Here is a 12,824-nt window from a genome sequence, read left to right on the forward strand (position 1 = left end):
GCACATGTATTTGACAAAGCAGTTTTGTCAATGCTTTATATAAGTAAGACTTATATCCATCACGTCATGGCCACGGGCAGCGCCGCAACCCCGCGATTTCCTTACAAATCCGACCGGCTCAAGCCGCTGCGCGCGTTCTGCCAGACGGTGCGGCTAGGCGCGGTATCGCGGGCCGCGGAGGCCTTGTTCGTCAGCCAGCCGGCGGTGACCCTGCAGCTGCAGGCGCTGGAACGCGAACTGGGGGTGGTGCTGTTCGAGCGCAGCGGGCGCCGCCTGGTACCCAGCCGCGAGGGCCAGTTGCTGTACGAGATGGCGCAGCCGCTGGTGGAGAGCCTGGACCGGCTGGAGGCGGACTTCCGCGAGAAGGCGCGCGGGCTGGACGCCGGCGAACTCAACGTCGCCGCCAACAGTTCCACCATCCTCTATCTGCTGCCGAAGATCGTGGAGGCGTTCCGCGCCCGTCACCCGCAGGTGCGGCTGACCCTGCACAACGCGATCAGCGCCGACGGCACCGACCTGTTGCGCGAGGATGCGGTGGACCTGGCGGTCGGCTCGATGCTCGACGTGCCGGCGGACCTCAGCTACGCCCCGGTCTACCGGTTCGAACAGTTGCTGATCGCCCCGCGCGACCACGCGCTGGCCCGCAAGCCCAGGCTGACCCTGGAGGACCTGTCGCCCTACCCGCTGATCCTGCCACCCCGGCGCCAGGTCACCTATCGCCTGGTCGACCTGGTGTTCCAGCAGGCGCGCGTGCCCTACACCGTGGCGCTGGAGGTCGGCGGCTGGGAGGTGATCAAACAGTACGTGGCGATGGGCATGGGCGTATCCATCGTCAGTTCGATCTGCCTCACCGACGCCGACCGCGCGCGCCTGGCCACCCGCGCCCTGGGCGATTACTTCCCGGCGCGCAGCTATGGCGTGGTGGTGCGCAAGGGCAAGTACCTGTCGCCGCAGGCGCGTGCCTTTATCGAACTGATCCAGCCGGACCTGTTCACCCCGCGCGGCTACGACGAGAGCGGGCCGTCGGAGCGGTAGCCGCGCCACGGCCACGCGTCAGCGGCGCCCTTGGGCTCTGCTACCGTGGCGGCACGCCCGCTGCACACAGACCACCCGTGTCCCTGCCCTCCCGCTACGCCGAAGTCGACGCACCACCGGCGCTGCGCGACCGCCTGCGCTGCAGTTGGCGCTTCCGCCAGGGCGAGGCCGAGACCGCCGCGACGCAGGTGCTGCCCGACGGCCATGTCGACCTGATCTGGGACGGCCGCGCGCTGTTCGTCGCCGGGCCGGATCGTCACGCCACCAACGCCGTGTTGGCGCCAGGCAGCGTGCTCACCGGCGTGCGCCTGGCCGCCGGGGCCGGCGCCAGTCTGCTCGGCGTGCCGCTGCACACCGTCGCCGACCAGCGCGTGCCGCTGGAGGCGCTGTGGGATGGGCAAGGCCGCCACTGGCAGGCACGCCTGGAAGACGCCGCCGACCCGCTGGCGGCGCTACACGCACTGTGCGCCAGCCGCCCGCTGCAGGCCGACCCCGCGATGGCCTGGCTGTTCGCGCAACTCGCCGGCACCGCGCCGCCGCGACTGGCCGCGCTGACCCGCGCGCTCGGCGTCAGTGAGCGCACGCTGCGGCGGCGCAGCCACGACGCCTTCGGCTACGGCCCCAAGACGCTGGAGCGCATCCTGCGCCTGCTGCGCTTCCTGGGCCTGGTGCGCCAGCATCCCAGCCTGACCGCGGCCGCGCTGGAAGCCGGCTACGGCGACGCGCCGCATTTGGTGCGCGACAGCCAACAACTGACCGGGCTCAGCCCACGCGAGTTGGTGCAACGGCACGCGCGCTGACAGGGCCTGCAACGGCAATGCGCCGCTGATCGCGACAAACGCGCGCTGTCGCCCCCTGTAGGAATCACCTGTCATGCAGCCGCGACAAGCGAAGCCGAACGCCGACTGACACCCTCCGTCGTCGGGACTGAAGTCCCTCCCACAGTGCGGTCCTCCGACACGGCTGGTGCCGCACCCGTGGGAGCGGCTTCAGCCGCGACAGGCATTCCCGATAACACCCATCGCGGCTGATCACGAAAAAGGGGCCAGGAACCGCGCCTACGCGCGCACCTGCATTCGCTTGGATCACGGCGAAAACCGCCTGCCTGCCTGCATGCATGCCGGCGCCTGCGCCGCGCTGCATCGAGCGCAGGCTGTCGTCTTGCGCAGTTTGCTACCGTGCCGCCAAGTGCGAAGACCTGGGTGACACATGGCCAGAGATGCAGGCTTGGAACACATGCTGCGCGACACGCTCGGTGCGCAGCGCGATCTGACCGAGAAGCCGATGTTCGGTGGCTGGGCCTGGCTGCTGCACGGCCATCTGCTGTGCGGCGCGCGCGACGATGGCGTGCTGGTGCGACTCGGCAAGGGTCGCGACGCGTGGGCATTGGCGCTGCCCGGAATCGTGCCGATGCTGTCGCGCGGCCGGGCGATGGCCGGCTGGGTCCGGGTCGCGCCGGAGACCTTTGCCGACGACGCGCTCGCCGCGCGCCTGCTGCGCGAGGCGATCGCTTTCGTGCGCACGTTGCCGCCGAAGTGAGCGCACCGCGCCGCGCGTTCGTCGCCGCTCGCGTACCGCGCCAGCCCGTAACCGCGGACGCCGCGTGTGGCACGACCGTCTCAGCCGCGCCAAGGCGGCGCGCAGCACGCAGCCGAGAACAGAGCGCTCAGCGCGCGGAGACGATGGTGCCCTGCGCGACTGCACACAGACGTTCACCGCCTTCCTCGACCGAGACGATGTCGCAGCGGCATACCGCCTGGCGTTTGCCCTTGCCGATCGACTGCGCACGCGCGATCAGCCGTGTGCCGCGCGCCGGCCGCAAATAGTTGATCTTGAACTCGGCGGTGAGCGCATCGCCGCCCAGTGCCAAGCCGCCAGCGAAGGTCAGGGCGTTGTCGGCGAGATAACTCAGCACGCCACCATGCGCGAATCAGTGCTGCTGACGCAGGTCGTCGCGCATGTCGACCACGATCTCCGCCTGCGCGTCGCCGAGCACGCTCAGCCTCGCGCCGATCAGTCGGCTGAAGGGCTGCGCTTCGAAGATCTGCCGCGCCAACGCTTGCATGTCCATGCTGCGACTCCTGGAGGATTCGCCAAGAACGTACAGCGGGCACCGCGGCGTGTCATGCGCCCGGGACACCTCCCGCTACGCGTGTGGAACGCAGTCGCCGCCGCGGTGGCCGTTTTCGCCAAGCCGAGCGCTTCGCGGCGCGGGATACTGGCGCCCCATCCACAGGAGCCGCCCATGTCCCGCGCCGAACAGCATCACCGCATCGACTACCTGGAATTCGCCGTCGCCTCGATCGATGCGGCCAAGGCCTTCTACGGCCAGGCCTTCGACTGGACCTTCCAGGACTACGGTCCGGACTACTGCGAGTTCCGCGACGGCCGCCTGAGCGGCGGTTTCTTCCACGGCACCGCGCAGCCTGGCGGTGCCCTGGTGGTGCTGTACTCCACCGATCTCACCGCCACCCAGGCCCGCATCGAAGCGGCTGGCGGCCGCATCGTGCGCCCCGTGTTCGCGTTCCCGGGCGGACGCCGCTTCCACTTCGCCGACCGCGATGGCTACGAGCTGGCGGTGTGGTGCGAGGGCTGATGCCGGTCTGGACGATGCCCTACACGCGCGCACTGGCGGGGTGCGCAAGGCCAGCCAGCAACGTACAGCGAGAGCAGGTGCTGCGTCCTTCCACCTGTCGACACGAAGCAGCGGCTTGCGTGGCGCTGTCCGCTCAATAGAACTGGTCTTTGTTTTGCCTGTCCAGTTCCAGATCGATCGCATTCCAGAGGCGCTGCAGCGATGCCAGGCGGGCGTTGGCGCCAGCGCGTGGGCGTCTGCCGGTCAGCCGAAGAAGCTCATAGGCCATGCTCAGGATGCTCCTATTCAACTCATGGCGCTCGACCTGCGCGGTATTGTCCAGCGAGAGGCTGGGGTTGCCGGCGTTATCGAGCATCGTCACGATCGACGTTTCGGCGATCCCCAGGATCTGCATGATCATGTCGCCGCCTTCGACCGCGATCCGTTCGATGGCGTGGCGAGACGCCGGCGACAAGGCGTCGGCGACCCGATCGAATTCGACCTTGGCACCGCCCTGGCCCGTCGCATAGTCGCGATCGGAGGCGATCACTTTCCAAAGCACCTCGTCGGTCGCCACGCTCACCGCGCACAGCAGCACCGGCACGGAAAAGTCCTTCCAATAATCGACATGGCGCGTCTCGAGATAGACCGTGTTCTTCCCATCCACAAATGGGCTCATGCTGGCCTTGACCTGGACTTTGACGATCTTGCCGGTGGCGTTCAAATCGTCGTCGGTGATCTCGACTTCGGCATCCACGCCCAGATCGACGGTCTGGCGCCGGCACGGCCAGCGGAAATACCGAATGAAGGCGCGCGCGACCGCGAGTTCGCCGAGGTCTCCGATGATCTGCTGTTCCGTGTATCTCATTGCATCGCTCCTTATGCACACTCGGAATTAGAGAACCGTGCTGCGCGGGTGCACCCACGCAGTCCCGCTAACCCGGATCCCGCGCGTAATGCCCGAGGAACATGTCGGTCGCCGACGCGGCGACCTCGGCCTGTTGCGCGGGGCTGAGCGGCGGCTGGCCCATGGTCAACTGCGGCCAGAAGGCGAAGCCCTTGATCAGTGCATGCAGCTGCTGCGCGGCGAACTCGGGCTGCAGCGGCTTGAGCCGGCCATCGGCCAGCGCCGCGCGCAACCAGACCAGGGTGCCCTCCTCCTTGCTGCCCAGGCGCGCGATCAACTCGCGTGCGCGCTCGGGCGCGCGCATGCCTTCTGCGATCGCCATCCGCGACAGGCCGAGGAAGGCGGGATCGTCGAACAGTTGCAACTTCTGCTGCAGCAACTGCAGCAACTGCGCGCGCAACGGCTGCTGCGGGCTGTAAGGCACGCCGACCGTGTCCAGGCTGCGCTGCCATAGCTGCAACAGGATTTCGTCGAACAGCGCGTCCTTGCTCGGGAAATGGTTGTAGACGGTGCGCTTGGACACGCCGGCGCTGGCCGCGATGCGGTCCATGCTGGTGGCTTCGAAGCCATGGCCACGGAACTCGGCGATCGCCGCCTCCAGGATCGCCTGGCGCTTGCGTTCGGTCAGCCGTGCCGGCGCGGACGTGGAAAGAGAAGCCATGGGCAGATGTTACACCGACCGGTTTACTTTCACGAAAAGGAAACTACACTGTGTAGTGCAATTCTCGCGCAAGATCACCCTCTAAGGATTGCTGCAATGTCTGCATCCGCTCCCCCGCTGTCCCGTGTCCCGCCTTCGCATCTGGCGTCGCCGCAGTACCGCCACGGCCGCTTCCGCAACGCCACCCCGGGTACCAGCGGCATGCCCGGCCTGGCCGGGACCTTGCGGATCATGTGGCATCTGCTGACCCGCAAGTCGCCCGAGGCGGTACCCGCGCAGCCGCTGCCGGTGCTGCCGCTGGCCGCCACACAGCTGCTGGCGGCGCCCGACCGCAGCCTGTACCGGCTGGGCCATTCCACCGTGCTGCTCAAGCTGCGCGAGCGCTTGTGGCTGACCGACCCGGTGTTCTCCGAACGCGTCTCGCCGTTTCCGTTCGCCGGCCCACGGCGCTTCCACGCACCGCCGATCGCGCTGGACGCGTTGCCGCCGATCGCCGGGGTGATCCTCTCGCACGATCACTACGACCACCTGGACCGCGCCAGCATCCGCCGCCTGGCCGAGCGCGTCGGGACCTTCGTGACCCCGCTGGGCGTGGGCGACCTGCTGCTGCGCTGGGGCGTGGCCGCGGACAAGGTGCGGCAACTGGATTGGTGGCAGTCGACCACGGTGGACGGGGTGACGCTGACCGCCACCCCGGCGCAGCATTTCTCCGGGCGCGGCATGTTCGACCGCGGGCGTCGGCTGTGGTGTTCGTGGGCGATCGAGACGCCCGAACTGAAGCTGTTCTTCAGCGGCGACGGCGGCTACTCCGACGGCTTCAAGGCGATCGGCGAGCGGCTGGGTCCGTTCGATGTGAGCCTGATCGAGAACGGCGCCTACGACGTGGACTGGCCGCACGTGCACATGCAGCCGGAGCAGACCCTGCAGGCGCATCTGGACATCGGTGGACGCACGCTGCTGCCGATCCACAACGGCACCTTCGACCTGGCGATGCATGCCTGGCACGAACCCTTCGAACGCCTCGCCGCACTGGCCGACGCCGCCGGCGTGGCGCTGGCCACGCCACGGATGGGCGAGCGCGTCGACCTGACGCAACCGGCGACTGGAGAGCGTTGGTGGCGTGCGCTGGCGCAGGCGGTAGCACCGTGAGCCGCTGGACCCTGGCCGACCTGCCCTCGCAGCGCGACAAACTCGCGATCGTGACCGGCGCCAGCCCCGGCGGACTGGGCTACGAAACTGCGCTGGCGCTGGCCGGCGCGGGCGCCAGCGTAGTGCTGGCCGCCCGCAACCCGGCCAAGGGCGAGACCGCGCGGCAGGCGATCCTGGCCGCGCATCCGGCGGCCGACGTACGCGTGGAAGTGCTGGACCTGGCGCAGCTGGTCTCGGTGGCCGCCTTCGCCGAGCGCATCGCGGCGCGCTCCCCGCGGCTGGATCTGCTGATCAACAACGCCGGCGTGATGGCGCCGCCGCAGCGGCAGACCACCGCCGACGGCCTGGAGCTGCAGTTCGGCAGCAACTACGTCGGCCATTTCGCGCTGACCACGCGGCTGCTACCACTGCTGCGCGCCGCAACGGCCGCACGCGTGGTGAACCTGTCGAGCCTGGCGCACCGCCAAGGCCGCATCGACTTCGACGACCTGCAGTGCGAACGCCCGTACCGGCCCTGGAAGGCCTACGGGCAATCCAAGCTGGCGATGCTGATGTTCGCGCTGGAACTGCAGCGGCGCAGCGATGCGCGCGGTTGGGGACTGTGCGCGGTCGCCGCGCATCCCGGCATCGCGCAGACCGCGCTGGTCGCCAATGGCCCGGACGCAGACGGGCGCCGCAGTGTGGTGGGTACGGCGACCAGATGGCTGGCCCCATTGATCAGCCATTCCGCCGCTGCCGGGGCACTCCCCACGCTCTACGCCGCGACCTCGCCGCACGTGCGGGGCGGCGCGTACTACGGACCGGACGGCCCGTTCGAACTGAAAGGCGACCCGGCGCCGGCCAGGATCGCCCGGCAGGCACGCGACCCGCAGGTGGCCGCGCGGCTGTGGGAGGTGGCGTGCACGCTGGCGGGCGTGGCGTTCTGAGCGCACCACGGGCAGCAGCTCCTGCCCGCCGACTGAAGGCCTGCACTCGCCATGTCCCAGCAGAACCAGATTGCCCCCTTGTAGGAGCGGCTTCAGCCGCGACAGGCCTTACCGGTAAAGCCCGTCGCGGCTGAAGCCGCTCCTACCGATCACGTCCCGTCGTTGCGAGCGATGCCCTACAGCCGCGCCCACTCCAGGCCCTCGCCACGACGGTAGAACACCGCCAGCGCCTTGCCATAGACGCTGTCGGCATCGACGAAGCCGAAGTAGCGGCCATCGAAACTGTCGCCGCGATGGTCGCCCATGACCAGCAGCTTGCCGGGCGGCACGCGCACGCCGTGCAGGTCCGGGCCGCCACCCGCGTCCAGATCGAGCCGCGCAATGCGCGCGCCGAACCGCTCCGCTTCGCCTGCGGCGCTCACCTGCAGCGGCTGGCCGTTGATGGAGAGATGGCCGTCGCGCACGTCGACGCGGTCGCCCGCCACCGCCACCACGCGCTTGATCAGGCGGGTGCCATCGCGCGGGGAATCGAACACCGCCACGTCGCCGCGCTGCGGCCGGCCGCGTTCGAACACGCGATACTCGGTGAACGGCACGCGCAGCCCATAAGCGCTCATGTCCACGGCAACGCGGTCGCCGGGCTGCAGCGTCGGCTGCATCGAGCCGGAGGGCACCACGTAGTGATTGGCAAATGACGACCGCGCGGCGGTGAGCAGCAACAGCATCACCGCCATCGGCAGCAGTTCCTTGCGGGCCCAGCGCGCGGCGCGCTGCAGGCGGGTGGCATGCGGATCGGCGTGGGTCATGGGGCACCTGTGGTGAGCGAGGGCGGCACGGGGTGTGTCGTCGCGACAGTGCGCGCTCGAAGGCTCGGCCGACCAGTGACGAAAGGCATGGCGATGTTCACTTCAACTGCGATATGTGCGAACTCTTCCAAAGCTTTTTCGGGCTTTCGCTTACTTACCCTAGTTGCCACACGCATCCATACCCGCAGGTATGGAACGAGGCCTGTGGCAAGCCACCCAGCTTCCGTCGACGGCTTTGCACGACAACTTTTTCGTGTTAATTTCGTCTCAACGACAAAGGGGGCATCGCCTTGGCTGCCAGTGGATACGAAAAGATCGGTGATTTTGTGTCGTCAACGGTGCCTCGTGACTTCTGGCTTAGCTGGGAGCAGATGGCCTGCGGCGCTATCAAACGCGCCGCCGAAGTTAGCCAGAGTTTCATGGCTGGCCATCAAGCGTCGGTGAGGGGGCACTTGCGTCATTTCGCCCTCAACGAGGTTCATGTAAAGAGCTTGGACGAATGCGGGATCCCTCACCCGCCTGTTCGCGGCAATGGAATCATGGTTGGCACCATTGTTGGCACCAAGATTGCTCGGGCACACATGGGGACCAGTAAGTGGAACAACTCCGCTCGTAGTAAGAAGAAGCTGGAGTTAGTTCAGCGCAATGCGCTCGCAAAGCGGCTGGTCCAAGGGGACCTATTTCAGCGTGAGACAAGCATTACGGAGTTGGCAATTTTTATTGTCACTGAGGGCGACGGCGCTAATGGGAGCGTTCCCATTTTCGTAGTCGTGACTGACGACACCTTGGACTTCAAAAACACATTATTCAGGGAGCCGCTGTCCCTGTTTCTTCAGCGCTATCAGCAGCCTCAGGATGTTATTGACCGTGTTGAGGTCAAGCTCAAAGTCGGGGTTAGGCGGCAGGATAAGCAACAAAGTGGCGATGAGATTGAGCCAAAAACATGACACGTTCGATTGAGAGATTTGTTCCCGAGCGGCTAACCCAAGCGTTAGCTGTTCGCGGTTTTTCAGCCACAGAACTGGCAGCACGCATTGGCGTTACAAACACTACGATTAGCCGCTGGCGAAACTCTGCCCAAGTGCCGAGCAGCGCAATGCTTGAGGCTATGGCGCGCGAACTGCGCGTCACTGTTGAATGGCTGAGTAGACCATTCAGAGAAGAAACAACGAAGCCAAATTTTCGAGGCAGCATTGCTCAGCTGAAGCCAGAACGGGCTCTCCTGAATGGAAGGATGAGTTGGCTGGAAGAGTTGGCTGCGCATTTTGAACAATATGTGGACTATCCTGAAGTTAAGATTCCCCATGTTCACGTGGAAAGCTTGTCTCAGATAACCACCAGTGTTATCGAGGATGCAGCTAATGCTTGCCGTAACGCCTGGGGGCTTTCTGATGGACCTGCTGGTGACATCTTGTTGCTTCTTGAGAATTCCGGAGTAGTGGTTGCTCGAGAGGAAACCGGAATCACGCGCATTGAGGGGCTTTCAGCTTGGAATAGGTCAGGACGTCCGTTCGTTTTCCTGTGCGCGGATAAGGAGAATGCTTATCGTGGCCGGTTTGATGCGGCACATGAGCTTGGTCATTTAGTACTTCATCGATACATTGATGCGCCAGGTGATGCCGCAAGCCATAAGCTCATGGAACAGCAAGCTCATCGGTTCGCGGGCGCTTTTTTGTTACCTGCCCGCGGCTTCTCTGCAGAAGTGAATGTTCCCGTTTCGCTGCAAAGTTTGCTGGCCCTTAAAAGGCGTTGGGGTGTATCCGTGGGTGCCATGATCATGCGGCTGCGCGCTTTGGGCATCGTCAGTGAAGATGACTACATGCGCTTGATCAAGCATCGTTCGGCAAGGTGGGGGCAACGACAAGAGCCAAACGATGATGACAGAGAGCCAGAGCAGCCGCGGTTGTTGAAGCGCACCATGGAACTACTGGTGAATGAAGGGATAGTGGTTCCTGATGCGCTTCCTGGCATGCTTGGCATTTCAGCCAGGGACGTGGAAGGTCTGCTTGGTCTTCCATTCGGCCAGCTATCTCGCAAGAAAGCTGATATTGTCGAACTGACGATAAAGCGCCGTGATACGAGCGAGATCACTCAAACAGTCGCATCTGAAGGCAGCGACTCCAACGTGGTGGCATTTGGAAATTTCAAGAAGAGCTGATCTAACTTTTCTTCTTTAGCATTAGTGCAACCCATCAGAACGCCCTCAACTCTGCAAAGTTGAGGGTGTTTTATTTTTCTTCTAGCGAAGATCAATTCATCTACCGTGCTATTTCTGCCAAGGTGCGAGCATCGCACAGACAGCACAAGTGCGAGCAGAAAATTTCTATTGACTTGGCTTGAATTTGCTAGCACCCTTAATTCAAGGAGCCTAGAAACTCCGCACACAGCGGTACCCACCCCCGATAAATCGGTGGTTTTTTTGTGTCTGCGTGTCGTGCAGGCGCAACCGACGCGATGCCTGCGTCGGGAGGGCGGTGAATACAACACCCGCAAGGGGAATAAGCCCGCCGGCTGTGTGCGGTTTCTAGCCTCCCGACTTCCCGTCCGCCATGCATGGCGGGCAAGACTCATCATGGAACGAGGAGGCAACGATGTCGCACGATCGTTTGGACGACGGAGACATGCCCGGCTATTTCCTGCCGGAGGACAGCCAGTTCCGGCTGGCGAAGCTGCGCGATCACGTGCGGTTCCTGGTCCGGCTGGCGCAGCCGCGCACTCAGCACGAGGAGCGTGCCGCCGACCCCAAGGTGCGCATGGGCGAACTGGCGCTCTGTCTGGAGCTGTTGGCCGACCAGGTGGACCTGGTGCTGGACGCGCTGTCCTACCCTGCTCAGCGGACCGATACGACCTATGGCACTCGGCGCTATGCCGCCACCGAGATGGGCCCGGACGTCGAAAGCGGCGCGTTCCGGGTGACGCGTGAGCAGGTCGACCGGCTCACCCTGTTGACCGAGACCGTCTCAACGCATGCCCGCGCAGCGGCAGTCGGCGATACGACAGAACGGGCCGGCCAAGCGTTACCGGAGGCCGACACGCTCTGCGATGCAGCGAACGCGATGAGGGCGTTGCTGCTGCAGATCGTGCGCCAGCCGCTGCGCGCGCCAACGCCCAAGGGCGTGCGCGAGGATCGGGCGGTCTATGCGCTGCCTGCGAAAGGTGGGCGACTGCATTGATCCCGGCAGGGTTGGGTGAGGCAGGATGTTTCGCCGGTGAGGGCTGGCCTCGCGTTGCGGGTCGGCCCGGGCTACACCACGCACCCGTATGCGAGCATAAGGAGCGGCGGTGAACAGGTTGTCAGGTTGTGCGGCTTTTGCCCCAAGTCGTCACGAGTAGCTGGCTTCGACGGGTCAGCCTACGAAGTCCGCATTCATGTCAGGACAACCTTGCATCGCAAGCCCAGCAGTCTGCTACTGCTACTGATCGCCTTCCAGATTGACGCTGTAGAACTCGATGTTATTCGCGGCGTCGGCCGCCAAATCTCTTGCGGATTCGGCCAGAAGCTTCGCGTCCTCGACAGGCTGATTGGGGTTACCAAGATCGTCCGTGCCCGTCGTGTACCCATCGTTGAAGTGCGAGATCTCGTGCAGGATCGTCCCCGCCTTGGAATACGTGTTCTGCGCGTTGCTGATGGCCGGAAGGGAGAAGAACAGCGGACAGATGTTGATGGCGTAGGGCTCAGAAGGGTTCACCCATGCGACCGTGTTCGCCGGATCAACCTTACCCTGCTTTTCGCAATTGCATTGCGTGGACAACGTAGGTGGGTTAGGCAACTGGTTCTCTTCCTTCCCAAGGCGTATTGCATTGACGTGGATCCTCCACGCGATCTTTCCGTTGACCGTGCCATTCGGGCTGGACATGTCGTTCGGGTCGCCATACTGCCCGTACCACTTCGTGTAACGCGGAGTCTGGTTGAAGGTGAGGTTTCCGTTCCCGTCGGATTGAAGAAGCGACTGCGTGTAGTTCGAGGTTGCAAGGGCGAGGTCGCCGGCGTTGAGTACCGCCTCCTGAATCGCGCTTTGCTGTTCGGCGCTACAGGCAACAGCCTGTGCGGCCTCAAGGGTTCGAGCATCGGATTGAGGCTCGGCCGATGCCTGCGGTGTGACCTCGATACGGTTGGATGTGGCAGCCTTGAGTTGGCTCGGTTGATCGGAAGCGTTCGCGGCGGCGGCTGTCGAAAGCTCGCGGTACCGCAGAAGAGGCTGCACTGTTACAGAGTAGTGGCGGCCAGGCATGATCTGGTAGCTCAGGGAAAGATCCACCGTCACGGATTTCGACTCACCCGGACGCAGGATGACGTCAGGCGTCGAACCTGGCAGCTTGCTTACGTAAATGCCGCGGTAGTCCACCGGGCTTCCATCTTCCTGCAGTACCCGTAACAGATTCGCTTGCATTACCCCAGCGCGGCTTACCGCGGGAACATAAGCATCAGGCACCGCGATAGGTTGATTCCCCGCATTAGTCAAGGTCATCGTAATGACCGCTCCGCCATCGCTAGCTCTGGCAACCTGCGCATGCTCCAGCCGAATGTCCAGCTGTCCTGCAGCAGACGCCGTAAAGCAAGCGCCCAGCATCGCAACGCCCACAATCCAGTTTCCTTTCATCGTCATCTCCTCGTGGTGGATTTGGTTGACTCTTCGGACCACGCCCTGATGGTACATAGGCGATCCGTCGCTGCAACTCTTACGCAGGTCTTGGAATCCATCAATGCGAGCCCTGCTGCGCCTTGAGAGATTTAAAGCCTAAGGTCTGACAGGTTTGGATCGAT

15 protein-coding genes are annotated in these 12,824 nt (G+C 64.5%); 9 read left to right on the top strand and 6 right to left on the bottom strand.

What is annotated here, in order from left to right:
- Positions 1-66 precede the first annotated feature (66 nt).
- The 3 genes from ACP93_RS10710 (at position 67) to ACP93_RS10720 (ending at position 2,574) form a co-directional block, all read left to right on the top strand.
- Positions 67-1,035, top strand: coding sequence for a LysR family transcriptional regulator (locus ACP93_RS10710; protein WP_048490679.1), 969 nt, complete (start codon positions 67-69; stop codon positions 1,033-1,035).
- Between the two features lie 77 nt (positions 1,036-1,112).
- Complete coding sequence (locus ACP93_RS10715) at positions 1,113-1,835, top strand: helix-turn-helix domain-containing protein (protein ID WP_048490680.1); 723 nt, start codon at positions 1,113-1,115, stop codon at positions 1,833-1,835.
- Between the two features lie 436 nt (positions 1,836-2,271).
- Positions 2,272-2,574: a TfoX/Sxy family protein gene (locus tag ACP93_RS10720; RefSeq protein ID WP_228136012.1), complete on the top strand. Its 303-nt coding sequence runs from the start codon at positions 2,272-2,274 to the stop codon at positions 2,572-2,574.
- A gap of 127 nt (positions 2,575-2,701) precedes the next feature.
- Here the strand turns inward: ACP93_RS10720 and ACP93_RS22130 are convergent, their stop codons facing one another.
- Both ACP93_RS22130 and ACP93_RS22135 read right to left on the bottom strand, forming a co-directional pair.
- Positions 2,702-2,950: a PaaI family thioesterase gene (locus ACP93_RS22130; RefSeq protein WP_204243672.1), complete on the bottom strand. Its 249-nt coding sequence runs from the start codon at positions 2,948-2,950 to the stop codon at positions 2,702-2,704.
- Positions 2,951-2,965: 15 nt separating this feature from the next.
- Positions 2,966-3,106 carry a hotdog family protein gene (locus tag ACP93_RS22135; protein ID WP_204243673.1) on the bottom strand — a complete coding sequence of 47 codons (141 nt, stop codon included), beginning with the start codon at positions 3,104-3,106 and terminating at the stop codon, positions 2,966-2,968.
- Positions 3,107-3,280: 174 nt separating this feature from the next.
- Here ACP93_RS22135 and ACP93_RS10730 point away from each other — a divergent pair, with 174 nt between their 5' ends.
- On the top strand, positions 3,281-3,631 hold the full coding sequence (locus tag ACP93_RS10730) for a VOC family protein (RefSeq protein ID WP_048490682.1): 351 nt from the start codon (positions 3,281-3,283) through the stop codon (positions 3,629-3,631).
- Between the two features lie 133 nt (positions 3,632-3,764).
- On the opposite strand, the gene ACP93_RS10735 is transcribed toward ACP93_RS10730, so the two are convergent.
- The gene (locus tag ACP93_RS10735; protein ID WP_048490683.1) at positions 3,765-4,478 is read right to left on the bottom strand and encodes a DUF4365 domain-containing protein; all 714 of its coding nucleotides are present in this window, start codon (positions 4,476-4,478) and stop codon (positions 3,765-3,767) included.
- Positions 4,479-4,545: 67 nt separating this feature from the next.
- The gene (locus ACP93_RS10740; protein WP_048490684.1) at positions 4,546-5,178 is read right to left on the bottom strand and encodes a TetR/AcrR family transcriptional regulator; all 633 of its coding nucleotides are present in this window, start codon (positions 5,176-5,178) and stop codon (positions 4,546-4,548) included.
- Positions 5,179-5,274: 96 nt separating this feature from the next.
- On the opposite strand from ACP93_RS10740, the gene ACP93_RS10745 reads away from it, so the two are divergent.
- Together ACP93_RS10745 and ACP93_RS10750 are read left to right on the top strand one after the other, a co-directional pair.
- The gene (locus ACP93_RS10745) at positions 5,275-6,327 is read left to right on the top strand and encodes an MBL fold metallo-hydrolase (protein ID WP_048490685.1); all 1,053 of its coding nucleotides are present in this window, start codon (positions 5,275-5,277) and stop codon (positions 6,325-6,327) included.
- On the top strand, positions 6,324-7,253 hold the full coding sequence (locus ACP93_RS10750) for an SDR family oxidoreductase (protein WP_048490686.1): 930 nt from the start codon (positions 6,324-6,326) through the stop codon (positions 7,251-7,253). Before ACP93_RS10745 ends, ACP93_RS10750 begins: the two co-directional genes overlap by 4 nt.
- Positions 7,254-7,429: 176 nt before the next feature.
- Here the strand turns inward: ACP93_RS10750 and lepB are convergent, their stop codons facing one another.
- On the bottom strand, positions 7,430-8,059 hold the full coding sequence (gene lepB, locus ACP93_RS10755) for a signal peptidase I (RefSeq protein WP_048490687.1): 630 nt from the start codon (positions 8,057-8,059) through the stop codon (positions 7,430-7,432).
- 290 nt (positions 8,060-8,349) lie between these two features.
- Here lepB and ACP93_RS21765 point away from each other — a divergent pair, with 290 nt between their 5' ends.
- The 3 genes from ACP93_RS21765 to ACP93_RS10765 all read left to right on the top strand — a co-directional run bounded on the left by ACP93_RS21765 (position 8,350) and on the right by ACP93_RS10765 (position 11,232).
- Complete coding sequence (locus tag ACP93_RS21765) at positions 8,350-9,006, top strand: hypothetical protein (RefSeq protein WP_131721616.1); 657 nt, start codon at positions 8,350-8,352, stop codon at positions 9,004-9,006.
- Positions 9,003-10,217, top strand: coding sequence for a helix-turn-helix domain-containing protein (locus ACP93_RS21140; RefSeq protein ID WP_082143428.1), 1,215 nt, complete (start codon positions 9,003-9,005; stop codon positions 10,215-10,217). The genes ACP93_RS21765 and ACP93_RS21140 overlap by 4 nt, the downstream gene beginning before the upstream one ends.
- Before the next feature lie 433 nt (positions 10,218-10,650).
- The gene (locus ACP93_RS10765) at positions 10,651-11,232 is read left to right on the top strand and encodes an XAC0095 family protein (RefSeq protein ID WP_048490727.1); all 582 of its coding nucleotides are present in this window, start codon (positions 10,651-10,653) and stop codon (positions 11,230-11,232) included.
- A 240-nt stretch (positions 11,233-11,472) separates the two neighbouring features.
- Here ACP93_RS10765 and ACP93_RS21145 read toward each other — a convergent pair whose 3' ends face one another.
- Complete coding sequence (locus ACP93_RS21145) at positions 11,473-12,660, bottom strand: M35 family metallo-endopeptidase (RefSeq protein WP_131721617.1); 1,188 nt, start codon at positions 12,658-12,660, stop codon at positions 11,473-11,475.
- Positions 12,661-12,824: the final 164 nt, after the last annotated feature.

The sequence above is a fragment of the Xanthomonas sp. NCPPB 1128 genome, from assembly GCF_001043115.1.
Taxonomy (GTDB): domain Bacteria; phylum Pseudomonadota; class Gammaproteobacteria; order Xanthomonadales; family Xanthomonadaceae; genus Xanthomonas_A.

What these genes read in the sequence shown, in the direction of transcription:
- ACP93_RS10710 (WP_048490679.1), top strand. Translation starts at nt 67, where the DNA reads ATGGCCACGGGCAGCGCCGCAACCCCGCGATTTCCTTACAAATCCGAC.
- ACP93_RS10720 (WP_228136012.1), top strand. Translation starts at nt 2,272, where the DNA reads ATGCTGCGCGACACGCTCGGTGCGCAGCGCGATCTGACCGAGAAGCCG.
- ACP93_RS22135 (WP_204243673.1), bottom strand. Translation starts at nt 3,106, where the DNA reads ATGGACATGCAAGCGTTGGCGCGGCAGATCTTCGAAGCGCAGCCCTTC.
- ACP93_RS10730 (WP_048490682.1), top strand. Translation starts at nt 3,281, where the DNA reads ATGTCCCGCGCCGAACAGCATCACCGCATCGACTACCTGGAATTCGCC.
- ACP93_RS10735 (WP_048490683.1), bottom strand. Translation starts at nt 4,478, where the DNA reads ATGAGATACACGGAACAGCAGATCATCGGAGACCTCGGCGAACTCGCG.
- ACP93_RS10740 (WP_048490684.1), bottom strand. Translation starts at nt 5,178, where the DNA reads ATGGCTTCTCTTTCCACGTCCGCGCCGGCACGGCTGACCGAACGCAAG.
- ACP93_RS10745 (WP_048490685.1), top strand. Translation starts at nt 5,275, where the DNA reads ATGTCTGCATCCGCTCCCCCGCTGTCCCGTGTCCCGCCTTCGCATCTG.
- lepB (WP_048490687.1), bottom strand. Translation starts at nt 8,059, where the DNA reads ATGACCCACGCCGATCCGCATGCCACCCGCCTGCAGCGCGCCGCGCGC.
- ACP93_RS21140 (WP_082143428.1), top strand. Translation starts at nt 9,003, where the DNA reads ATGACACGTTCGATTGAGAGATTTGTTCCCGAGCGGCTAACCCAAGCG.
- ACP93_RS10765 (WP_048490727.1), top strand. Translation starts at nt 10,651, where the DNA reads ATGTCGCACGATCGTTTGGACGACGGAGACATGCCCGGCTATTTCCTG.
- ACP93_RS21145 (WP_131721617.1), bottom strand. Translation starts at nt 12,660, where the DNA reads ATGAAAGGAAACTGGATTGTGGGCGTTGCGATGCTGGGCGCTTGCTTT.